20 protein-coding genes are annotated in these 22,040 nt (G+C 67.5%); 6 read left to right on the top strand and 14 right to left on the bottom strand.

The genetic code is table 11. The features are described from left to right. Window positions 1-39 precede the first annotated feature (39 nt). The 3 genes from trpS to ACWCOP_RS14405 form a co-directional block, all read right to left on the bottom strand. Window positions 40-1,074, bottom strand: coding sequence for a tryptophan--tRNA ligase (gene trpS / locus ACWCOP_RS14395; protein WP_478248989.1), 1,035 nt, complete (start codon window positions 1,072-1,074; stop codon window positions 40-42). An 80-nt stretch (window positions 1,075-1,154) separates the two neighbouring features. Beyond that, window positions 1,155-2,756: a murein biosynthesis integral membrane protein MurJ gene (gene murJ, locus ACWCOP_RS14400; RefSeq protein WP_478248990.1), complete on the bottom strand. Its 1,602-nt coding sequence runs from the start codon at window positions 2,754-2,756 to the stop codon at window positions 1,155-1,157. A 6-nt stretch (window positions 2,757-2,762) separates the two neighbouring features. After that, window positions 2,763-5,591, bottom strand: a complete 2,829-nt coding sequence (locus tag ACWCOP_RS14405; protein ID WP_478248991.1) for a [protein-PII] uridylyltransferase — start codon at window positions 5,589-5,591, stop codon at window positions 2,763-2,765. 92 nt (window positions 5,592-5,683) lie between these two features. Here ACWCOP_RS14405 and ACWCOP_RS14410 point away from each other — a divergent pair, with 92 nt between their 5' ends. The 3 genes from ACWCOP_RS14410 to ACWCOP_RS14420 all read left to right on the top strand — a co-directional run bounded on the left by ACWCOP_RS14410 (window position 5,684) and on the right by ACWCOP_RS14420 (window position 8,135). Continuing rightward, window positions 5,684-6,523 (top strand): EamA family transporter, encoded by an 840-nt coding sequence (locus ACWCOP_RS14410; RefSeq protein ID WP_478248993.1) that lies wholly within the window; start codon window positions 5,684-5,686, stop codon window positions 6,521-6,523. Between the two features lie 107 nt (window positions 6,524-6,630). Beyond that, window positions 6,631-7,356, top strand: a complete 726-nt coding sequence (locus tag ACWCOP_RS14415; protein WP_478248994.1) for an inner membrane-spanning protein YciB — start codon at window positions 6,631-6,633, stop codon at window positions 7,354-7,356. Between the two features lie 83 nt (window positions 7,357-7,439). Further along, entirely contained in the window at window positions 7,440-8,135 is a 696-nt protein-coding gene (locus ACWCOP_RS14420) for a DUF1223 domain-containing protein (protein ID WP_478248996.1), read from the top strand. A 24-nt stretch (window positions 8,136-8,159) separates the two neighbouring features. Here the strand turns inward: ACWCOP_RS14420 and ACWCOP_RS14425 are convergent, their stop codons facing one another. From ACWCOP_RS14425 to ACWCOP_RS14435, 3 genes are all read right to left on the bottom strand, one after another. After that, entirely contained in the window at window positions 8,160-8,390 is a 231-nt protein-coding gene (locus ACWCOP_RS14425; RefSeq protein ID WP_478248998.1) for a hypothetical protein, read from the bottom strand. Window positions 8,391-8,519: 129 nt separating this feature from the next. Continuing rightward, on the bottom strand, window positions 8,520-8,861 hold the full coding sequence (arsC, locus tag ACWCOP_RS14430) for an arsenate reductase (glutaredoxin) (protein ID WP_478248999.1): 342 nt from the start codon (window positions 8,859-8,861) through the stop codon (window positions 8,520-8,522). A gap of 16 nt (window positions 8,862-8,877) precedes the next feature. Beyond that, window positions 8,878-9,756 (bottom strand): HpcH/HpaI aldolase/citrate lyase family protein, encoded by an 879-nt coding sequence (locus ACWCOP_RS14435; protein ID WP_478249000.1) that lies wholly within the window; start codon window positions 9,754-9,756, stop codon window positions 8,878-8,880. Between the two features lie 24 nt (window positions 9,757-9,780). Between ACWCOP_RS14435 and ACWCOP_RS14440 the strand changes: the two genes are divergently transcribed. The 3 genes from ACWCOP_RS14440 to ACWCOP_RS14450 are packed head-to-tail and all read left to right on the top strand — an operon-like array spanning window position 9,781 to window position 13,747. Beyond that, window positions 9,781-11,364, top strand: a complete 1,584-nt coding sequence (locus ACWCOP_RS14440) for a PfkB family carbohydrate kinase (RefSeq protein ID WP_478249001.1) — start codon at window positions 9,781-9,783, stop codon at window positions 11,362-11,364. Window positions 11,365-11,424: 60 nt separating this feature from the next. After that, entirely contained in the window at window positions 11,425-12,564 is a 1,140-nt protein-coding gene (locus tag ACWCOP_RS14445; protein ID WP_478249003.1) for a serine hydrolase domain-containing protein, read from the top strand. After that, window positions 12,551-13,747, top strand: coding sequence for a BaiN/RdsA family NAD(P)/FAD-dependent oxidoreductase (locus tag ACWCOP_RS14450; protein WP_478249004.1), 1,197 nt, complete (start codon window positions 12,551-12,553; stop codon window positions 13,745-13,747). Before ACWCOP_RS14445 ends, ACWCOP_RS14450 begins: the two co-directional genes overlap by 14 nt. On the opposite strand, the gene ccoS is transcribed toward ACWCOP_RS14450, so the two are convergent. The 8 genes from ccoS to ccoN all read right to left on the bottom strand — a co-directional run bounded on the left by ccoS (window position 13,744) and on the right by ccoN (window position 22,034). Next, the gene (gene ccoS / locus ACWCOP_RS14455) at window positions 13,744-13,920 is read right to left on the bottom strand and encodes a cbb3-type cytochrome oxidase assembly protein CcoS (protein ID WP_478249006.1); all 177 of its coding nucleotides are present in this window, start codon (window positions 13,918-13,920) and stop codon (window positions 13,744-13,746) included. The two genes, ACWCOP_RS14450 and ccoS, sit on opposite strands and share 4 nt — an antisense overlap. Then, a complete protein-coding gene (locus tag ACWCOP_RS14460) occupies window positions 13,917-16,238 on the bottom strand; it encodes a heavy metal translocating P-type ATPase (protein ID WP_478249008.1) in 2,322 nt (773 codons plus the stop codon). The genes ccoS and ACWCOP_RS14460 overlap by 4 nt, the downstream gene beginning before the upstream one ends. Beyond that, a complete protein-coding gene (locus ACWCOP_RS14465) occupies window positions 16,226-16,738 on the bottom strand; it encodes a FixH family protein (RefSeq protein WP_478249009.1) in 513 nt (170 codons plus the stop codon). Before ACWCOP_RS14465 ends, ACWCOP_RS14460 begins: the two co-directional genes overlap by 13 nt. After that, the gene (gene ccoG / locus ACWCOP_RS14470; protein WP_478249010.1) at window positions 16,735-18,231 is read right to left on the bottom strand and encodes a cytochrome c oxidase accessory protein CcoG; all 1,497 of its coding nucleotides are present in this window, start codon (window positions 18,229-18,231) and stop codon (window positions 16,735-16,737) included. Before ccoG ends, ACWCOP_RS14465 begins: the two co-directional genes overlap by 4 nt. Window positions 18,232-18,351: 120 nt before the next feature. After that, window positions 18,352-19,359 carry a cytochrome-c oxidase, cbb3-type subunit III gene (ccoP, locus tag ACWCOP_RS14475; protein WP_478249011.1) on the bottom strand — a complete coding sequence of 336 codons (1,008 nt, stop codon included), beginning with the start codon at window positions 19,357-19,359 and terminating at the stop codon, window positions 18,352-18,354. Beyond that, window positions 19,352-19,573 (bottom strand): cbb3-type cytochrome c oxidase subunit 3, encoded by a 222-nt coding sequence (locus tag ACWCOP_RS14480; protein WP_478249012.1) that lies wholly within the window; start codon window positions 19,571-19,573, stop codon window positions 19,352-19,354. The genes ccoP and ACWCOP_RS14480 overlap by 8 nt, the downstream gene beginning before the upstream one ends. Window positions 19,574-19,575: 2 nt before the next feature. Continuing rightward, the gene (gene ccoO, locus ACWCOP_RS14485) at window positions 19,576-20,361 is read right to left on the bottom strand and encodes a cytochrome-c oxidase, cbb3-type subunit II (protein ID WP_478249014.1); all 786 of its coding nucleotides are present in this window, start codon (window positions 20,359-20,361) and stop codon (window positions 19,576-19,578) included. A 14-nt stretch (window positions 20,362-20,375) separates the two neighbouring features. After that, window positions 20,376-22,034, bottom strand: coding sequence for a cytochrome-c oxidase, cbb3-type subunit I (gene ccoN / locus ACWCOP_RS14490; RefSeq protein WP_478249015.1), 1,659 nt, complete (start codon window positions 22,032-22,034; stop codon window positions 20,376-20,378). Window positions 22,035-22,040 lie beyond the last annotated feature (6 nt).

The following is a 22,040-nucleotide window of genomic DNA, read 5'->3' on the forward strand; positions in this document are numbered from 1 at the left end:
AGAAGGCGCCCCCGCGCCAAGCCCGGCAGGCTGCGGCGTTTACGCCTTCCAGTAGCCCACCAGATCGCGCACCTCGGCGATCACCGGCGCGGCGGCCTCGTTGGCCCGCTCTGCGCCGCGGCTGAGCTTGCGGTCGATCTCAGCAGGGTCGCCCATGAGGCGCGCGTATTCCTCGCTGATCGGCGCAAGAAACTCCACGGCGGCTTCGGCGAGCCGTGGTTTGAACGCGCCGAAACCCTGGCCTGAAAACTCGCCCAGCACCGCCTCGCTGGTGGACCCGGTGAGCGCGGCGTAGATGCCCACCAGATTGCGCGCTTCGGGCCGGGCGTTCAGCGCCTCCAGCGTATCGGGCAAAGGCTCGGGATCGGTCTTGGCCTTCTTGATCTTTTTGGCGATCGTGTCGGCGTCGTCCTCCAGATTGATCCGCGCATTGTCGCTGGCATCGGATTTGGACATTTTCGCCGTGCCGTCCTTCAGACTCATGATCCGCGCGCCGTGCTTCTGGATCACAGGCTCCGGCAGGGGCAGAACCGCCTCGCCGGCGCCGAAATCGCGGTTGAAGCGCGCGGCGATATCGCGCGACAGCTCCAGATGCTGCTTCTGGTCCTCGCCCACCGGCACGTGGGTCGCCTTGTACACAAGGATGTCGGCGGCCTGCAGCACCGGATAGGTGAACAGGCCGACGGATGCGCGCTCGGCGTCCTTGCCGGCCTTGTCCTTGAACTGGGTCATGCGCTCCAGCCAGCCCAGGCGCGCCACGCACTGGAAGATCCAGGCGAGCTCGGCGTGGGCGGGCACCGCCGACTGGGCGAACACGGCCGATTTGTCCGGATCGACGCCGGCCGCCATATAGGCAGCAGCCGCCGCGCGCACGCGGCCGGGCAAAAGCTTCGGATCATGGGCCATGGTCATGGCGTGCATGTCGACGACGCAATAAAAGCATTCCGCGCCGGAATTCTGCAGCTCCACCCACCATTTCAGCGCGCCGAGATAATTGCCCAGATGCAGGCCGCCGGTGGGCTGCATGCCGGAAAGAATACGCTTCTGGCCGCAATAGGTCTGGACTTCGCTCATGGCGTTGAAAATCCCGTGGATCGGTTAAGTGGGAGCGCCGGGTTTAGCCGCGCAGCCGCGCCCGCTCAAGCCGGGAAACCTCACACACCGGAATCGTCCCCGATTTTCGGCGCCGGCACGGCGCGCGGGCGCAGGGCCTCGCCGATCTCGCGCGGGCGGATCGCCCCGGTGACAAGGCACGCGCCGGCATAGATCACCGCGCCCGCCGCACTCACCGCCAAAAGCCCGGCCACCATGGCCCAGCCGGCGCCGATGCGCCCGGCCATCGGCGCCAGCCAGACATCCTGGAGCGCCACCAAGGCCGACACCCCAAGCGCCATCAGAGCGCTCGCCAGCACAATACGCGGCAGCGACCGCGTCAGGCGCTTGTCGGCTTGCAACAGGCCGCGCTTTCGAAGCGTGACCGCCAGCAAAAGGCAATTGGTCCACCCGGCCACGCTGGTGGCCGCCGCAAGCCCGACAAAGCCCAGGGGTCCAAAGAACAGCGTCAGCGCGAGAATGAAATTCACCAACACCGACACCAGCGAGAACATCATCGGCGTGCGCGTGTCCTCGCGGGCGAAAAAGCCCGGCTGCAGCACCTTGATCAGCACGAAGGCGGGAAGGCCGGCGGCGAACACCGCCAGCGCCAGCGCCGTCATCTGTGTATCCGCGGCTGTGAAATTCATGCGCTCATAGAGCCCGCGCACCAGAAAGTCCGGGATGATCATGAACGCCGCCGCCGCCGGCAGCGTCAGGGCCATGGACAGCTCGATCGCCCGGTTCATGGTGAACCGCCCGCCTTCATGGTCGCCTGCGCGCACCCGGCGAGCGAGGTTCGGAAGCAGCGCCACGCCCATGGCGATGCCGATCACGCCCAGCGGCAGCTGGTAGAGGCGCTCTGAATAATTGATCCAGCTGCGCGCGCCTTCCTCCAGCGTGGCGATGGAAGAGGTGACCAGCACATTGATCTGCGTCGCCCCGGCCGCCAGCGCGCCGGGTACGCCCAGCGCCAAAAGGCGCTTCACGCGCGGGGTCAGCCTGGGCGGCCGGAAGCTGATCTTCAGGCCCCGCCGGCGCGCGGCCACATAAAGCATGCCCGCCTGCAGCACGCCGGACACCGTCACCCCGATGGAGAGCCACACCGCCAGCCGCTCGCCCTCGGCGAAGTCGAGCGCCAGGATCGCGATGAGCACCAGATTGAACAGAACCGGCGCGAAAGCGCTCGCCGCAAACCGGCCGTGGGAGTTCAGCGCCCCGGTGATCAGCGCCAGCACCGCCATGGTCAGAAGGTAGGGCATGGTGATCTGCATGAGCATCGCCGCGAAGGCGAGGCCGCCGGGATCGTCCGCCATGCCGGGAAAGAACACATAGGCGAGCCAGGGCGCGCCCACCTGGAACGCCAGAACGATCACCGCCGTGGCCGTCACCAGCGCCGACAGCGCCTCGGTGGCGAAACGGTCGGCCTCCTCTGGCTCCGCGCCCTCCAGCTCGCGGGCGTAGAGCGGCACGAAGGCGGCGTTGAACGCGCCCTCGGCCAGCACCCGTCGGAAAGTGTTGGGAATGGTCAGCGCCTGAAAGAAGGTATCGGCCACCGGCCCGGCGCCCAGAAACGCCGCCGTGAGGATCTCCCGCACGAAGCCGGCGATCCGGGACAGAAGCGTCATACCGCTGACGACGCCGAGATTTCTTAACAGGCGCATGGCGCTCTACCGCCCCACGCTGGCGGGGGCCTGGGCGAGGCCGGCGGCGGCGCGGGTGGCGCTGGCGGCTTCCTCGGCGTCGGCGAGCACCTGCTCCAGCGCGTCGCTGACCGCAGCGAGGCGCGCAGGGTCTGTGGGCTTTGCGCCCTTTTCGGTGACGTAGAACGTGTCCACCGCGCGCTCGCCATAGCCGTCAATGCGCGCGCCCTCCACGCTGAGGCCGTTCTCGGCCAGGGTTCGCGCCAGGGCGTGCAGAAGCCCCGGACGGTCGCGGCCGGAGGCCTCGATCACCAGGGCGTTGTCGGCCGCCTCCTCGTCGATCTTCAGATAGGGTGTGACGGTGAAGGCGGCCTCGCGCCGGCGAATGGGCCGCTCGGCGATGGCGCAGGCGTCGGGCAGGCCGTCGCGGGCGGCACGCTCCACCGCGGCTTTGAGGCGATCGCGGGCGAAGGGATCGGCCCAGCTATGGGGCTTTCCGCCGGTTTCCTGCACGAAGAATACGTCGAAGGCGCGCCCGTCGCTTGTGGTCGTGACCTGGGCGCCCACCACGTTTGCGCCCTCCAGCGCCAGCGCGCCGGCGATGTCGGCGAAAAGGGCGTCGCGGTCGGGCGCGATCACCATCACCTCGGTGGCCGAGCGCCGCCGGTCCACGCGCACCCCGGCGGCGACATTTGCGCCTCGGGCCTTGGCGGCGCGCGCAAACGCCGCGTGGCGCAATCGGTCGGTTTCGGAGAAGGCGAGCCAGTAAGACGCTTCCAGCTGATCGGCCCAGTCTTGCGCAAAGGCGGGATCCAGGCGCTCCATGGCGGCGCGGAACCTGTCGCGGGACTGGTCGGCGCGCTGGGCCAGACGCGCCCGCGCGGCGCTTTCATCACCCTTATGGCCGCCGTCCTTCAGCACTTCCGTGGTCGCCGCGTGCAGATCGCGCAGGAGCTGCGCCTTCCAGCCGTTCCACACGCCGGGACCCACCGCGCGGATATCCACCACGGTCAGGACCGTGAGCAGGCGCAGGCGCTCCAGCGTGCCGCAGGTCTGGGCGAAATCCAGAACCGTGCGTGGGTCGGAGATGTCTCGGCGCTGGGCGGTGTCGCTCATCTCCAGATGATTGGCGATCAGCCAGGCGACCAGTTCCGTCTCGTCATCGTCCAGACCGAGGCGGGCGCAGGCGATCCGCGCATTTGCGGCGCCTTCCACGCACTGATCGCCCTTGCCCTTGCCGGTGTCGTGCAGCAGCACGGCCAGATGCAGCGCGCGGCGATGGGTGATCTGGTGCACCAGCCGGGAGGCGAGCGGGTGGTCGGAAAGAAGCCGGCCGCTCTCGATATCGCGCAGGATTCCCAGCGCGTTGAGCGTGTGCTCGTCCACCGTGAAGCGGTGATACATGTTGAACTGGGTGCGCGCGACGATGTCGCCGAATTCCGGGATATAGGCGCCCAGAAGGCCCGCCTCGGTCATGGCGCGCAAGGTCATGCGCGGATCATCGGCGTCCAGCAGCACCGCAAAGAAGCTGCGCGCCGCCCGCGGATCGGTGCGGAAGCTTTCATCCACCTGGCGCAGCGAATGGGCGATGTCGGCCACCGCGTCCGGATGCAGATCAAAATGGCGCGAGGCCGCCGTCTCGAACAGGCGCAGCATCAGGCCCGGATCGCGCTCCAGATTGGCGGTGTCGGCAAAATCCAGCCGCCCGGCGTGAAGGCGAAAACCGGCCTCGGCCAGGCCGGTGTCCTCGGCGTCCCCATCCGACGGCATGAAGCGGCCCGTTCCACCAGGCAGGTCCTTGAGATGGTCCGCCTCCAGCTTGGCGCAGACAAGGCGGGTGAGCGCGCCCACATCGATCGCCTTCTTGAAATAGGTGCGCATGAACATCTCCACCCCGAGCTGGTCGGCGGTGTCGGCGAAGCCCATGCGCGCGGCGGTTTCCGGCTGGATGTCGAAGGTGAGCCGGTCATCCTTGCCGCCCACCAGATCGTGGATGTGAAAGCGCACGGTCCAGAAGAAATCGGCCGCAGAGAGATAGCGCTCCACGTCGGAGACCGAAAACAACCCGTCGCCCACCCAGCGCTCCAGCGCGTCGTCGCCATAGAGCACCTGAGCCAGCCAGCGCAGGGTCTGCAGATCGCGCAACGCGCCCTTGCCGTCCTTCACATTGGGTTCGACCTGATATCGGCTGTCGCCCTGGCGCACGACGCGGGCGTCGCGCTCAGCCAGCTTCTCGGCGGCGAACGCGGCGGCGTTGGGGCGTAAAAGCTCGGTGTCGAAGCGGGCCAGAAGCTCGCGCACCAAGGTGAGGTCGCCGGTGATCGAGCGCATGTCCAGCAAAGCGGTCCGCTCGCTCACATCGTCAGTGGCCAGGGCGATCGCCTCGTCCACGGTGCGCACGGCGCCGCCGCCGATGGTCAGGCCGGAGTCCCAGAGGGCGTAGAGCGTGCGCTCAATGACCAGCGGCGCCCAGTCCGGCGCCGGATCGCTGACCAGAAACACCAGATCGATATCGGATTTCGGCGCCAGCTCGCCGGCGCCGAAACCGCCCAGCGCGCACAAGGCGAGGCCCGGTGCGCGCGCGCCTTCATCGACAAGATCCATGGCCACCGAATCAAACAGGGCCCGCAGCGCCGCGTTCATGACGCTGGAAAGGGTGCGCGCCGCCTCCAGCCCGCCCGTGGAGTCGCCCAGCCGGCTCTCGGCCAGACGCCGGCCCTTCTCCAGATAGGCTTTCAGCTTGGCCAGCGCCGCCGAGCGCGCCGCCGGCTTGTCCCAGCCCACGCGGGTGGACGCGGCCAGCTCGGCGCGCAGGCGCAAGCCGTCAAGGGCGGCGGGAAGCGAGGAGGGTCTCATGGGCCTAGCTGTACTGCATTCGCGCCGCTCTGGGCAGGGGGCGCGAAAAGCGCCTGCAGACAGCGGCGCGGGAGCGGTTTATACGCCCGGCCATGGAGGATATCGCCGCGCTCGCCGCCCTGGGATCGGCCGCCGCCCACGCGGTGATGGCGTTGTTCACCAAGCGCGCCGGCGACACGCTTGTCTACCGCTCGGTCTCGCTGGGCCTTTCGGCGCTATGGCTCAGCCCGCTGCTGGTCCTGACGCCGTTTCCGGCCTTCGAGGTGTGGCGCTTCCTGCTTTTAGGCGCGGCGCTGATCTGGGCGTTCAACATGCTGATGATCGCAGCGTTTCAGCGCGGCGACATGAATCTGGTCTATCCGGTGATGCGCGGCGCGGCGCCGGCGCTGGCGGGGCTCCTGGCCTTCGCGCTTCTGGATGAAGCGCTGAACCCGCTGAGCGCGGCCGGGCTCGCGCTCGCCAGTGCGACGCTCATCGCCTTCGCCTGGCCGGAGCGCGGCGGCGCGCCGAAGCTGGGCGCGCTGGGCTTTGCGCTGGCCGCGGCGGTGATGACGGCCAGCTACACCGTCACCGACGCCGCCGGCGTGCGCGCGGCGGACTCCACGCTGCAATATCTCGCCTGGTTCTTCGCGATCTCGACGCTCACCATCGCCGCCACCGCGCTGGTCCGGCGAGGCCGGGCGTTCTGGCCGGCGGCGAAGCGCGAGTTCAAACCCGCCTTCATGAGCTCCTTCTTCAACATCGCCACCTACGGGCTGGCGCTATGGGCCTATGCAAACGCGCCGGTGGCGCCCATGGCGGCCCTGCGCGAGACCTCCATCGTGTTCGGCGCGCTCCTCGCCGCCTTCGTGCTCAAGGAGCCGTTCGGGCTGAAGCGCGGTGTTCTGGCGCTCATGCTGGCGTGCGCCCTGGCTCTGCTCCAGCTCGCGTGATCGATCCGCCTTTGCCTAGGGTGCGTAATAGGAGATAAGGCTGACGCGCTTTAAAGTCTCGCCCTCGCCCGCCCGCCCTGAAACCGACCCTTTGCCGGAGCCCTTCGATGAGCGAAAAACGCAACACCCTCGGACAGGGCTCGAAGCTGCTGGTGGATATCGGTCCGGCCGCGGTCTTCATGGTCAGCTACAATGTGGCCAGAGGCATGGGCGGCGATTCCGCCATCTACTGGGCCACCGGGCTTTTCATGGCCGCCACCGCGCTGGCGGTGCTCTGGGCCATGGTGGTGCAAAAGCGCTTCCCGCCCATGCTCATCGTGACCTTCGTGATCGTCACCGCCTTTGGCGCCATGACGATCTATCTGCAGGACCCAATCTTCGTCTACATCAAGCCGACGATCATCAACCTGCTGTTCTCATTTACAATTCTGTTCTGTTTCGCGTTCGGCTTCAATGTCTGGAAATATCTGTTCGGGACCATCTTCGCCATGCCGGAGCGGATCTGGTTCATGCTGGGCGTGCGCTGGGCGCTGTTCTTCGCGGTTCTGGCGCTGATCAACGAGGTCCTGTGGCGCCACATCACCGACTCGGTGGTCACCCCCGATGCGCGCTGGTTTGAATGGCTGGAGCTGACCGAAGGCTTCTGGGTGAATTTCCGGTTCTTCGGCGTCTATCCGCTCTTCTTCGTGTTCGTGCTCGCCAACCTGCCCCTTACAATGAAATACGCCTCTGAGCCTGGAAAGGACGGCGACGACGGGGACGGCGGTTCTGAGGCGGCTGACGGCGAGGCCAAGGCCGGGGAAGCCAAAGACGGCGAGGCGGCGAAAGCCTGAGCGCGCCTTCCATCTGCTTCGACGGGCCGGTTCTAACGCGCCTGTGATTTCACGGGACGCCCACAAGCGGCTATGTCCTGTCCATGATCCAGTTCCTGTCCCTGCTCGCCGCCCTGTTCGCCCATGTCCAGCCTGCGCCGGCGGAGACGCCGGCTGCGCCTGCGCGCGGGCCGGTGGTGGTGGAGCTGTTCACCAGCCAGGGCTGTCCCATGTGCCCGGAGGCCAATGCGCTGCTGGAGGAGATCGGCGGCGATGACGCCGTGATCGCCATCGCCTACGGGGTCGGCTATTGGGACATGTATGGCTGGGCGGACGAGTTCGCGCGCCCTGAATTCATGGCGCGCCAGCAGGCCTATGTGGACGCGGGCGAGGCGATGCGGGTCTACACCCCCCATTTCGTGATCAACGGGGCGCCGGAGAAGATGCGCTTTTCCGCCGACACCGTGCGCGGCGCCCTCTCCGCCGCCGAGCCTCTCCCCCCGGTGATCGCCATCGAGGGCGGTGCGGTGCGCCTTGACGGTGCGCCGCGAGAAACCCCGGCGCAGATCTGGCGCGTGGACTACGCCCCCGGCGCGGTGACCCGCGAGATCGGCGGCGGCGCCAATTCAGGCCGCGAGATGGAGCATTTCAACATGGCGTCCGCGGTCACGGCGATCGGCGACTGGACCGGCGGCGCCATGACAGTGAGCCTGGACCCGCCCGCCGAAGGTGAAGCCTGCGCGATCCTGATCCAGGACGGTCCGGGCGGCCGCATTCTGGCGGCGGCAAGGCTGGACTGACGCCGCACCCCTGGCGCCCGAACACTAACGAAAGAACAGCCCCAACAGGAGCTGGCGGGCCGCATCAAAGGTCCACAGCCCCGCGATCGCGCCGATCAGCAGGATCAGAAGCGCACGCCAGCGATTGCGCCTGAGAAATCCGAGGAAAGCGCGAAAGCCGCCCCACACCGCGCGCCAGCCGAACAGGCGCAGCGGCACGCCCAGCGCCAGCGCGCCCAGCAGCGACAGGCCGGCAATCACACCGAGCTCGTTCATGCGCTCCCCCCAGACCAGCGGCGCCGGAGCCTTTTTTAGCGAAAGCGGATACCGGTTTCGCGCTTCGAAAAGGCGACAAGTTAAAAGATTCAGAGCGATACTGGTCGATCAGACTCGGCCGAAATCGCTCTATACCGCGTTCAGGATCGCCTCCGTCGGCCGGCCGATGGCGGCCTTGGGGCCGTTCACCAGGATCGGACGCTCGATGAGCTTGGGCTCATCGGCCATGGCTTGAATCAATGCGGCGTGGTTCTCCACATCCTTCAGGCCGGCCTGCGTGTAGGCGGCTTCCCTGGTGCGCATCATATCGCGGGGCGAGGCCAGGCGCAGCTTTTTCGCGACCTCTTCCAGCTCGCCGGTCGAGGGAGGGTTTTTCAGATACTCGCGCACCTTTGGCTCGATCCCCTTTTCACGCAGCAGCGCCAGCGCCTGACGTGATTTGGTGCACCGCGGATTATGCCAGAATTCCATCAGCTTACCTCTTGTTCTAACGCGCATCAGAGCCCGCCGCGGCCAGTACGGCGCGCGCGGATTTAAGATGCATGTGCTCGACCATGCGCCCGTCCAGCGGGACGGCGCCCAGGCCTGCGTTCTCAGGATTTTCAAACGCGGCCACGATCTTTTGAGCCCAGGCGATTTCAGCGGGCGACGGCGCGAAGGCGGCGTTGGCCGGCGCCACCTGGCCTGGATGGATGAGGCTCTTGCCGTCAAACCCCAGCGCCCGCCCGGCTTCAGCCTCGGCGGTGAAGCCCTCTGGATCGGTGTAGGCGTTATAGACCCCGTCCAGCACCGAGACGCCCAGCGCGCGCGCCGCCAGAACCAGGCGCGCCAGATGCGGCTCAAGGCCCGCGCGCTGGCCCGGTCCTTCCGGCAGGCGCAGGGTTTCAGCCAGATCATTCGTGCCCGCGATCACCGCCTGAAGCCCCAGCGCGTCCGAGCGCGCGGCCAGGCGCTCCAGCGCCAGAATCCCGCGCGGCGTCTCGATCATCGCCCAGAGCGGGCCGGACCAGCCGGCCTCGGTGAGCAGTCCGCGAACCTCGGCGAGGCCTTCGACACTCTCCAGCTTGGCGATCAGCACCGCATCGGGGTTCGCCTTCGCCGCGGCGGCCACGTCTTCGGCCAGTTCAGGCGCATCCGGCGCGGAGATGCGCAGCACCGCGAAACGGCCCGCCGCCTTGAACGCCGCGATCCCTTCAGGCGCCGCGAGCCGCGCGCCGGGCTTTTTTTCCGGCGCCACGGCGTCTTCCAGATCCAGCATCAGCGCGTCGGCGGGCAGGCCGGGCGCTTTTTCAAGGGCGCGCAGCTTGTCGCCCGGTACAAACAGGGCCGAGCGCAAAAGGCGCGGCGGAGCGGTCTCGTCAGTCATGGCCTGAAGGCTTACAAGACGGTCATGGCCTTGACCAGCATGCGCGAACGCTCCGTCATCATCCTCAGCTCCCTCGTGTCCGGCGCGCGGGTGGGCGGGGGTTTGACCGCCGCCGCCCTGGAGCGCGACGGCTTTCGCACCGAGCTTGTCCCAACCGTGATCATGGGCCGCCATCCAGGCCAGGGCGCGCCGGGCGGCGGACCGGTGAGCGCGCCCATGCTCAGCACGACGCTCGCCGCCATGGCCGATCAGGGACGGGTGGAGGCCGCCAGCGCGATCCTCACCGGCTATTTTCGCGAGCCGGACCAGGTGGAGGCCGCGGCCGCCTTTCTGGCCGAGGCCCGGCGGAGAAACCCCCACATCCTCATCATGGTGGATCCGATTCTGGGCGACGGGAGCGGCGAAAATGGGCGGCTTTACATCCCGCAGGAGACCGCGGCGGCGATCCGCGACCGCCTGATCCCGCTGGCCGACATCATCACCCCGAACCTGTTCGAGCTGTCCTGGCTTACAGGACGCGCGCTTAGCGGCGACACTGCGATCGCCGAGGCGGCGCGCGCCCTGGCGCCGGCGGCGCTGGTGACCTCGGCCCACGATACGAAAGCCCGCATCGGCGCTCTGGCGATCACCCAAAGCCAGATCTGGCGGGTAAGCGCGGATCGCATCGATCCCGCGCCCAACGGCACCGGCGATCTGTTTGCAGCCACCGCCTTGTCGCGCCATCTCACCGGCGCGCCCTGGCCGGAAGCCGCCCACGGCGCCGCAGCGCGGGTCTGGCTGGCGCTGGACGCGGCGCGGCGGGCGGGCGCAGGCGAGCTGATCCTGCCGCAAGGCGGCCCTCACGCCCACGCGACTTTAGCCGCACCCGAGGCCCATATCCGCCGCACGCCGGTGGGCGATATACAGCCGGTCTGGGTGACCGGCGTGGACGGCGCGCCGGGCGGCTGGGCGACGGTGAGGGTTGATCTTTACGGGGTGGAACCACCCCGCGCGCAGGTGTTTGAACGGTTTGAAGACATACTGGCCACTGGCGCCCAGATCTTCGCCGTGGACATGCCCATCGGCTTTGAAGACACGCCTTCGGCCAGCGGAGGCCGGGCCTGCGAGCGGCAAGCGCGCGCGCTTCTGGGGCCGCGCCGCTCCAGCGTGTTTTCCAGCCCGCTGCGGGCGGCGCTTTTTACCCAAACCTATGCGGACGCCATGGCCGCGAACCGGGCCGCGGGCGGGCCGGGCCTGTCGAAACAGGCGTGGAATCTGTTCCCCAAGCTGCGCGAGGTGGATGCGGTCATGCACTCCGATCTTGAAGGCGTGGTGTTTGAAAGCCATCCAGAGCTGATCTTCGCGGCCGTAAGCGGCGCGCCGGCCGTCCACCCCAAGCGCACGCCCGAGGGCCGCGCCGAGCGTCTGGCGCTGCTGGAGGCTCACGGCCTGCCGCGCGCCGTGTTCGAGCCGCATCCGTTCGCGCGCAAGACCTGCGCCCCCGATGATCTGGTGGACGCCGGGCTGTGCGCCCTCACCGCGCGGCGCATTGCAGCTGGGGTAAACCTGCAGCTGCCCGCTGAGCCGCCACGGGACGGGCGCGGCCTGCGCATGGCGATCTTCGCCTGACGCCGCATCACCACCGGGGGCGCTTGAACCCGCCGCCGCAAGCGCGTATCCCGCGAGGCCATGAGCACGACCATCCCCGTTTCCGGCCATGTCGCCCCCGGTTTTGACCCGGTGCGCGAGGCCTTCGACGCCAATTTCGCCGAGCGCGGCGAGCTTGGCGCAGCCTTCACCCTGATCCGCGACGGCGAAATCCTCGTCGATCTGCGCGGCGGATACGCCGACCGCAAGAAAGAGCGCGTCTGGGGCGAGGACACGATCGTGCCGGTCTTCTCCACCGGCAAGGCGGTGACCGCGCTGGTGGTGGCCTGGCTGGTGGACCAGGGACGCCTTGAGTATGACGCGCCGGTGGCCGGGATCTGGCCGGAGTTTGCTCAAGCGGGCAAAGGCGATGTGACGCTGGCCCAGGCCCTGTCCCATCAGGCGGGCCTGCCGGGGTATGACCAGGAGATGGACCCGTCCGACTGGTTTGACCGCGATCTGATGGAAGAGCGCTTTGCGGCCATGGCGCCGGTCTGGCCGCTGGGCGAGGGCTCGGGCTATCACCCCATCAGCTTTGGCGTTATCGCCGATGCGGTGGTGCGCCGCGCCGATGAGAAGGGCCGCACCGTGGGCGGAATCCTGCGCGATGTGATCTGCGGGCCGCGCGGGATCGATTTTCACATCGGAGTGGCCGAGAGCGATCACGCCCGCGCCGCCGACCATGTCCTGCCGCCGCGCGCGCCGGATCTTGGAAAGATCAATCCGGCCAAAGAGCTCGCCTTCATGAAGCCCTGGTCTTCGCCGGGCCGGCGCGGCGCCGCGGCCTGGCGCTCGGCCGAGCTGCCGGCGGCCAACGGCCACGGCACGGCGCGGGCCGTCGCCCGGCTGATGGCGCCCTTCGCCACGGGCGGCCTTCTTGACGGCGAGGCGTTTGTGTCGGCGGGCGTGATGAAAGAGGCGATGAAACAGCGGGTTGCGGGCGAGGACCGGGTCCTGCCCTTTGATCTGGCTTTCGGCGCCGGCGTGATGATCAATCGCGCCAGCCGGTCCTTCGGACCGCAGCCTGAGACGGTGGGTCATTACGGGTTTGGCGGCAGTTGCGGGTTCGCCGATCCCGAAGCCGGACTGTCGGGCGCCTATGTGATGAACCGCCAGATGGACGTGCTGGTGGGCGATGCGCGCGCCCAGGCGCTGATTGAAGCGGCCTATGGCTGCCTCTGACAAGACCTTTGATGATGTGGTGATCGGCGCCGGGGCGGCGGGCCTGTTCCATGCCGGGCTCGCCGGCAAGACGGGCCGGCGGGTGCTGGTGCTGGACCACGCCAGAAAGCCCGCCGAGAAGGTGCGCATTTCCGGCGGGGGACGGTGCAATTTCACAAACATCCACACCGTGCCGGACCGGTTCATCAGCGCAAACAGGCACTTCGCGAAATCGGCGCTCGCTCGCTATACGCCGGCGGATTTTTGCGAGCTGATGACGCGCCATGGCCTGACCTGGCATGAAAAGACGCTGGGCCAGCTGTTCTGCGACCAGAAATCGGGCGCGATCATCGAGATGCTCATCGCCGAAGTCCATGACGGCGCTGGCGAAATCCGCATGAATACGACAATCGAGGATGTGGCGCAGGATGGCGAAGGCTGGCGCGTCACGACATCGGCGGGGCCGGTGAGCTGCGAGCGGGTGATCGTGGCGACCGGGGGGCTTTCGATCCCGAAAATGGGCGCCACCGGGTTCGCCTACGACCTCGCCCGGCGCTTCGGCCATGTCGTGGAAACGCCCGCTGCAGCGCTGGTTCCGTTCATCTTCGAAGGCGAGACGAAGGACCGCTTCGCCAGTATTTCCGGCGTCGCGTGCCCGGTGCGGGCTGAGGCCGGCGGGGCGGTGTTCGACGAGGCTCTGCTGTTCACCCATCGCGGCCTCTCCGGCCCGGCGGTGCTTCAGGTGTCGAGCTACTGGACGCAAGGCGCGCCGGTGAGCGTGGATCTCTTCGCCGGCGAGGACGGGGCGGGGCTTCTAAAGGGCCTGAAAGCCGGTCACCCGATGAAGTCGCTGGCGTCCGCTCTTGAAACCGTCTGGCCGCGCCGGTTGGTGGAAATGCTCGGCGAGACCGGGCGCCTGCCGGTCGTGCAGCGCATGGCCGATGCCTCCAACGCTGTGCTGGAGGAGACCGCGGCGGCGCTGTCGCGCTGGGTCCTGACGCCGGCGGGCACCGAGGGCTGGCGCACCGCCGAGGTGACGCGCGGCGGGATCAACACCGAGGGTCTCAGCTCTCGGACGATGGAGAGTCGCCACGCGCCGGGCCTCTACTTCATCGGCGAGTGCGTCGACGTCACCGGCTGGCTGGGCGGCTATAATTTCCAGTGGGCATGGGCCAGCGCTCACGCCAGCGCCACGGCTTACTAGGGGTTTTCGTCCTCATCCTCATCCACGATGGGGCCGTCATCGTCCATGAGGATGCGCTCGGCCGCGCCTTCCAGATCGTCATACTGCCCCGACCGGGTGGACCAGAGAAAGGCGGCGAGGCCGAGGGCGCCGAGGACCAGGGCGGCGGGGATGAGCCAGAGCATCGCGGTCATGCGCGGGCGAGCCTCAATGCGTTGAGCATCACCACGATGGAGGAGCTGGACATGGCCAGCGCCGCCACCAGCGGGTTCACCAGGCCGAACACGGCCAGCGGTACGGCGATGGCGTTATAGATATTGGCCAGTGCGAAATTCTCCATCATCCGCGATCTGGACGCCCGGGCGACGTCGCGGGCGCGCACCAGCGACTCCAGCCGGTCGCCCTGAATCACCAGATCGGCCGCCGAGCGGGAGATATCCGCCGCCGACCCCATTGAGATGGAGACATGGGCGGCGCTCAAGGCCGGCGCGTCATTGATCCCGTCGCCCACCATGAGCGGCTTGAAGCCCTGGGCTTTGAGCGCCTCGATGCGGGCGATCTTGTCCTGGGGTTTCAGCCCGGCGCTGAACCGCGCAAGACCCAGCGCCGCGGCGGCTTCGGCCACAGGCGCAGCCCGGTCGCCGGAGAGCATTTCCCCGGGCAGGCCGCGCGCCTGCAGCGCCGCCACAGCCTCCGCCGCGCCCTGGCGCAGGCGGTCGGCGAAGATGAAGCGGACCGGCGCACGGCCGTCTACGGCGAGCCAGGCTTCCAGCGCTGCGTCGGGTTCGGTTGTGGTGTCCGCGCCGGTGAAGTCCGCCGATCCAAAGCGCACAGGGCGCCCGTCAATCACGGCGCTAAGACCGCCGCCGGCTTCCTCGCGCACATCCTCGGCGACGGCGCCAGGGCCCGACGCTTGCTCGGCGGCGGCGACCACGGCTCTCGACAGAGGATGGCGCGAGGCGCGGGCGAGCTGCGCGGCGAGGGCGAGATCCGCTGTGGAAACATCGCCGGCGTTGACCAGCACCGGCTTTCCTTCGCTGAGCGTGCCGGTCTTGTCGAACAGGGCGTAATCGGCGTCGGCCAGGCGCTCCAGCGCGTCGCCGGATTTCACCAGCACGCCCGCCTGAAACAGGCGCCCGCACGCCACCACCTGCACCGCCGGCGCCACCAGCGCCATGGCGCAGGGGCAGGTGATGATCAGCACCGCGATGGCGTTCATCACCGCGTCGTGGGGCGAGCCGCCCACCGCCAGCCAGCCGAGAAGCGTCAGCCCGGCCATGGCGAAGACGGCCGGCACGTAGGCGCGCGCGGCCAGATCGGCGTAGCGCACATATTTTGAACGCGACTGCTCGCCGGCCTCCACCAGCCGCGCGATTTCCGCCAGCAGCGAGTCCGCGCTGGCGGCGGTGGCCTCAAGGGTCAGCGGCCGGGAGAGATTGACCATGCCGGACCAGGCTTCGCCGCCGGGCTTGAGATCCAGCGGCGCGGTTTCGCCGGTGACGAGGCTTGAATCCACCGGGCCTTGCCCGGAGACGATGATCCCGTCCACCGCAAAGCGCTCGCCCGGCTGAACCAGCAGGCGGTCGCCGGGGCGGATATCGGCGGCGGGCACGGCCTTCACATGGCCGTCCGCGCCGATGCGATGGGCGATTCGCGCCTGCAGCGCGGCGAGATCGCGCGCCGCCTGTCCGGCGCGGGCGCGCAGGCGCACATCCAGCCAGCGCCCGATCAGAAGGAAGAACAGCAGCATGACCGCGGCGTCGAAATACGCCGCGCCATGGCCCATGGCGGTTTCATAGACCGAAAGGCCGCACGCCAGCAGCACCGCCAGCGAGATCGGCACGTCCATATTGACCTGGCGCGCCGATAAGCTCTTCCAGGCGCTTTTGAAGAAGGGCGCGCCGGAATAGGCCACGGCCGGAAGGGCGATGAGCCCGGAGATCCAGTGCATCAGCGTCTTGGTGGCGAGATCCATCTCGCCCTCGCCCGCCCATACCGAGATGGACAGGAGCATGACGTTCATCATGGCGAAGCCGGCGACGCCCAGCGCACGCAGGAGGCGCTTTTCCTCACGCGACTGGGCGTCCTTCACGGTTTCAGCCGCATAGGGCCTTGCAGGATAGCCGATCCGGTCCAGCGCCGCGATGAAATCACCCGCCCGCTCGTCCGCGCCGGAAAACCGCACGGCCAGGCGTCCGGTGGAGAGGTTCAGGCGGGCCTGCTTCACCCCATCCATCCGGGTCAAGGCGCCCTCGATCTTCTGGATGCAGGCGGCGCAGCGCGCGCCCTCCACGGCGAGATCAAGGGATTTGAGATCGCGTGCGGCGTCGGTGAGGCGCACATGGGCGCCCGCCTCTTCGCGCGCGGAATATCCGGCATCACCTGTCGCGGCCGGGTGGTCGGACCGGCGAACCGGGTCCCACTTCGCCTGATCACCCTGGTCTTCGGTGGCCGGGTGATCGGACCGGCGAACCGGGTCCCACTTCGCCTGATCACCCTCTAACGCCGCCACAGCTCGCGCTCCAGGACGAAGGGCGTATCGCCTTGCGCCTCTGCGGTGAGGCGCCACTGGCCCTCGGCCACCCCTTGAGCGTCGGCGGCGTAAACGCCGGGGCGCAGCTCTTCAAAGGCGAGGGCGCGATCAAGATCCATGTCGGCGGGGTGCTGCAGGACGCCGGTGAGGCGAAGCGCGGAGACCGGGGCGCCGTCTGCATCGGTGACGCGCACCAGCACCTGGGTCTGGGTCAGGTTCGCGCCGGCCGTCCAGCCCAGCGCGGCCTGAGCTTCGCGCTCGGCGATGACGTCGTTATAGGCCAGCCCCTGCACATAGGAGCGCCGCGTCTCCTCGCCGGGAAAGCTGCGCAAAGCCAGGGTGATGAAGACCACATTGACCGCGATGATCAGCGCGAAGAAGGCGATCATGCCGGTCAGCACGTGCCAGCCCTTGATGGTGAACCGCGCCGGGCCTTCGTACACGTCGTTCCAGTCGCCCCTGGAGGCTTTCGGGCTCATCGCGATGCTCCGGTCTGGAAGACCGACTGGGACTCGGCGGTCTCTCCCGTTTCAATATCGGTGACGGTGAACCTCACCGCCTCGCTGGGTCCGTCCACGCCGGCTTCGGGCAGGGACAGGAAGATGCGGAAATCCTGCGTCATGTCAGGCCCCACGGTGACGCGGGTCGGCGTCTCTTCGCGGGCCCCGATGATGCGCATGGTCATCAGCGGATCGCTCTGGGCCGCGACTTCGAGGGTGCGCGGCTCGCCGGCCTTGTTGAGGACCGTGATGGTGTAGCCGTTGCGCACCGTGCCGTCCGAGAGGGTGACATAATTGGGATTGCGGTCCCGGCCTGTATTGAGCTCCAGCTCGGCCCGGCTCGCCAGTCCGAACACCATGAGCCCGGCCACGCCGACGATCAATGCGGCGTAGAGCACCACGCGCGGGCGCAGGAAGTTGAAGCGAGGCTTTTCACCCTTCATCCGGCGCTGGATGTTGAGATCGGTGTCATAGGCGATCAACCCCTTGGGCCGGTCCACCTTCACCATGATCTCGTCGCAGGCGTCGATGCACAGAGCGCAGCCGATGCATTCCAGCTGCGCGCCCTCGCGGATGTCGATACCCATGGGGCAGGCCGCCACGCACGCCTTGCAATCGATGCAGTCGCCGCGCCCCTCCCAGCTTTCGTTTTTCTTGTGCGGCCCGCGCGGCTCGCCGCGATCGACCCGGTAGGTGACGTTGAGCGCTTCTTCATCGGTGAGGGCGGCCTGAATGCGCGGCCAGGGGCACATATAGGTGCACACCTGCTCGCGCATGGTCCCCGCCAGCGTGTAGGTGGTGAAGGTGAGGACGCCAAAGAAGATGTAGCTGGTGAGCGGCGCCTGGAAGGTGAAGAAATCGTGCAGCAGATCAAACGCGTCGTGGAAATACAAAATCCAGGCGCCGCCCGTGGCCGCCGCGATGAGGAGCCAGACCGAGTGCTTGCCGATCTTGCGCCAGGCCTTGTCGGCGCTCCACGGCGCGCGATCCAGCTTGATGCGCTTGTTGCGGTCGCCCTCAAACAGGCGCTCCACAGCGATGAAGAGGTCGGTCCACACCGTCTGGGGGCAGGCGTAGCCGCACCACACCCGGCCGAACAGGGCGGTCACAAGAAACAGGATGAGTGCGGCCAGGATCAATAGCCCGGTGATGTAGAACACCTCCTGAGGCCACAGCTCGATGAAGAAGAAATAGAAGCGGGTGTTGGCGAAATCCACCAGCACCGCCTGGTCCGGCGCGCCCGGCCCCCGGTCCCAGCGGATGAACGGGATCAGATAATACGCGCCCAGCGCCAGGATCATGAAGACCCATTTGGCCGAGCGGAACTTGCCCGTCACCAGCTTTGGATAGATCGGCTCACGCTTTTGATAGAGCTCGCGCCGGCTGGGCGAGTTCACCGCCTCGGCGTCGTGACGCTCCACGCCCGGGGCGGATTCGCCCGCCGGGGCCGGCCGGTTCCTGATGAGCTCCATGGTCCGTTCTTACCTCTCCAGGAGGTGGTTTGATCGCGTATCGGCGGCGCAGCCCCGGCCCCTCCCATGGGGAGGGAGAAGGAGACCGTCCACCGGGGCGACCGGCTCCACGCGCCGGCGCTACCGGCCGGCGGCGCCGTTGATGTCGTTGACGTCGTTCACGTCCAGGGCGGCTTCGGTGAAGGCGTCGGGCTCTCCGCCGCCCAGAAGATAGACATAGGCGGCCAGCGCCGTGATCTGTTCAGGCTCCAGCCGGTCGCTCCAGGCCGGCATCACGCCGTAGGGGCCTCGATGGATCGAGGCGCGCACGGCCTCTTCGCTGGACCCGTAGAGCCAGTCCCTGTCGGCGAGATTGGGCGCGCCGATGGTGCGGTCGCCCAGGCCCTCCGGCCCGTGGCAGCTGGAGCATTGCTGGTTGAAGATCTCCGCGCCGATGGTGCGGCCGTCTTCAGTGGGCTCCACCATGTCAGACAGGGTCATGACGTAATTGGCCACAGCCGCGATTTCATTGCGCGACAGAATGCCGTCCTGGCCGTAGGCGGGCATCTGGGAGAAGCGCGTATCGGGATCGGCCTCCCAGCGTATGCCGTGCTGCAGCGTCACCTGAATGCCTTCGAACGTGCCGTCCCACAGCCAGACATCGTCGTTCAGGTTGGGATAGCCGACAAAGCCTTGCGCGCCGCGGCCATGGCAGGTGGAGCAATTATCGCCGAACGCGCTTTCCCCGGCGGCCAGGGCGAAGGTCAAAAGCTCCGGATCGGCCTCGATGGCGGCGATCCCGCCCCGGTCGGCGGCTGACTGCAGGCGCTCGAACATGGGTCCGCGCGACTCCTGCAGATCGCCGAGCGCCTGGACCACGTTTGCCCGTTCGGAGTGATTGCGCAGGCCGCGCGTGTGCCCGTCAAAGCCCGGCAGGGCGGGGATGGCGGGCATGAAGATCATGTAGATCACCGCCCACACGATGGTGGCGTAGAAGATCCACAGCCACCAGCGCGGCAGCGGATTGTCCAGCTCCTTGATCCCGTCCCATTCATGGCCGGTGGTCTCGACGCCGGAATACAGATCGACGTCGCGGGTTTCGGACCGAGGGGGGTTCGACCCGGGCGTCTTGCCGGTTTCATCAGTCATGGCTGCGGTCCTTGTCTCCGCCCGAAGCGCGAGCTTCAGCGGCGCGCTCTTCAGCAGCGGCGGGGCGATCGGCGTCCTCCAGCGGGACGCGCGCGGCCTCGTCGAACTTGTCCTGGTTTTTCGGCCAGAAGGCGTACACGGCGGCGGCCGCGAACAGGACGATGAAGATCATCATCCCCCAGGTCTGGGCGAAATTGGAGAGCGAGTCGTACATGGCTATCTCAGATTCTCGTCCGCCTCGGCTTCATAGGTGGAGAAATCCACCATGGTGCCGAGCACCTGCAGATAGGCGATGAGCGCATCAAGCTCGCTGACCCTGTCCGGATTGCCGTCGAAATCGCGGATCGGCGCGCCGGGATAGCGCGCCAGGAAGGCGTCATAGTCTGCAGAGAACGGATCAAGCTGGGCGTAGACGTCGCTCACCGCATGCGCCATCCGGTCCTGCTCGTCATAGGGCACCCCCACCCGCAGAAGCGCGCGCATGCGGCCCTCCACGGTGTCGATCTCCAGAGGCGTCGTCTCCAGGAAGGCGTAGGGCGGCATGATGGATTCGGGCACCACAGAGCGCGGATCGCGCATGTGGTCGCGGTGCCATTCATCGGAATACTTGCCGCCGACCCGCGCCAGATCCGGCCCGGTGCGCTTGGAGCCCCACTGGAAGGGGTGGTCGTACATGCTCTCGGCCGCCAGCGAGTAGTGGCCGTAGCGCTCCACCTCGTCGCGCAAGGGGCGGATCATCTGCGAGTGGCAGGTGTAGCAGCCCTCGCGGATATAGATGTCGCGGCCCATGAGCGCGAGCGGGGCGTAGGGGCGCACGCCCTCCACCTCCTCGATGGTCTCGTCGAGATAGAAGAGGGGGGCGATCTCCACCAGCCCGCCGATGGAGACGACCACGAGGACGCCGGCGGTGAGCATGATGGAGTTCTTCTCCAGCACTTTCTTGTGCCAGCCCCAGATCGGATTGGGTTTCGGATTGGGTTTCGGGTCGGGATTATGGGCCATGCGTGTCTCTCCCCTTACTCGGCCGGCGAGATGGCGGCGGACTGGGGCTGAACCTCGTCCTGGGTTTCGTGCACATCGCCCTTGATGGTCTTGTAGACGTTCCACGCCATGAGCAGGGCTCCGGCCAGATACATCAGCCCGCCAAGCGCGCGGATCACATAGTAGGGATGCATCGCCTCCACGGTCTCCACGAAGGAGTATTCCAGGAAGCCGAGCTCGTTATAGGCCCGCCACATGAGGCCCTGCATGATGCCGGAAACCCACATGGAGGTGATGTAGAGAAGGATGCCCAGCGTCGCGATCCAGAAGTGCCACTCGATCAGGGCGCGCGAATACATGCCCCTGCGCTTCCACAGCCACGGCACCAGGCAGTAGAGCGCGCCGAAGCTGATGAAGCCGACCCAGCCCAGCGCGCCGGAGTGCACGTGGCCGATGGTCCAGTCGGTGTAGTGGGAGAGCGAGTTCACCGCCCGCACGGCCATGACCGGGCCTTCGAAGGTGGACATGCCGTAGAACGCCACCGACACCACCAGCATGCGGATCACCGGATCGGTGCGCAGCTTGTCCCAGGCGCCCGATAGCGTCATCAGGCCGTTGATCATGCCGCCCCAGCTGGGCATCCACAGGATCACCGAGAAGGTCATGCCCAGCGTCTGCGCCCATTCGGGCAGCGCGGTGTAGTGCAGGTGGTGGGGCCCCGCCCAGATATAGATGAAGATCAGCGCCCAGAAGTGGATGATCGAGAGCCGGTAGGAGAACACAGGCCGCTCGGCCCGCTTGGGGATGAAGTAGTACATGATCCCCAGAAAGCCGGCGGTGAGGAAGAAGCCCACCGCGTTGTGGCCGTACCACCACTGGGTCAGGGCGTCCTGCACCCCGGCGAAGAGGGAGAAGCTGCGCGATCCGAACATCGAGACCGGCATCGCCAGATTATTGATCACGTGCAGCATCGCGATGGTCACGATGAAGGCGAGATAGAACCAGTTGGCCACATAGATGTGGGGTTCCTTGCGCCGCATCAGCGTCGCCAGGAAGATCACCAGATAGGCGACCCACACCAGCGTCAGCCAAAGATCGGCGTACCATTCAGGCTCGGCGTATTCGCGGCCTTGAGTGATGCCCAGAAGATAGCCGGTGGCCGCCACCACGATGAAGAGCTGATAGCCCCAGAACACGAACCAGGGCCAGATCCCGCCGGCCAGCCGCGTGCGGCAGGTGCGCTGGACCACGTAAAAGCTGGTGGCGATGAGCACGTTGCCGCCGAACGCAAAGATCACCGCGCTGGTGTGCACCGGGCGCAGGCGGCCGAAATTGAACTGCGGCAGCCCGTCCCAGGACATCAGCGCCGGGAAGGCGAGCTGGGTCGCGATGACCACCCCCACGAGCAAGCCGGCGATCGCCCAGAACATGGAGGCGATGACGCCGTACTTGATGACGTTTTCGGCATACTGGGTCTTGTCGTTCAGCACGCCGTTGGAGGAATACACCCCCACCATGCCGATCAGGCCGGCGACAAAGCCCAGCCCGATCACCCAGGCGTGAGTGCGCATGGCCGCATCGGCGCCGTCGGCGGCGGATATCAGCGCCCACAGAGCCCCCACGGCGCAAAGGCCCGTCACCACCATTGCGCTGGCGTCGAAACCGGTTCTCTTGTCTGCCGCCAGCGCGGTCATTCGCCC

Source organism: Apolloniradiicaulis salifontis (assembly GCF_053756655.1).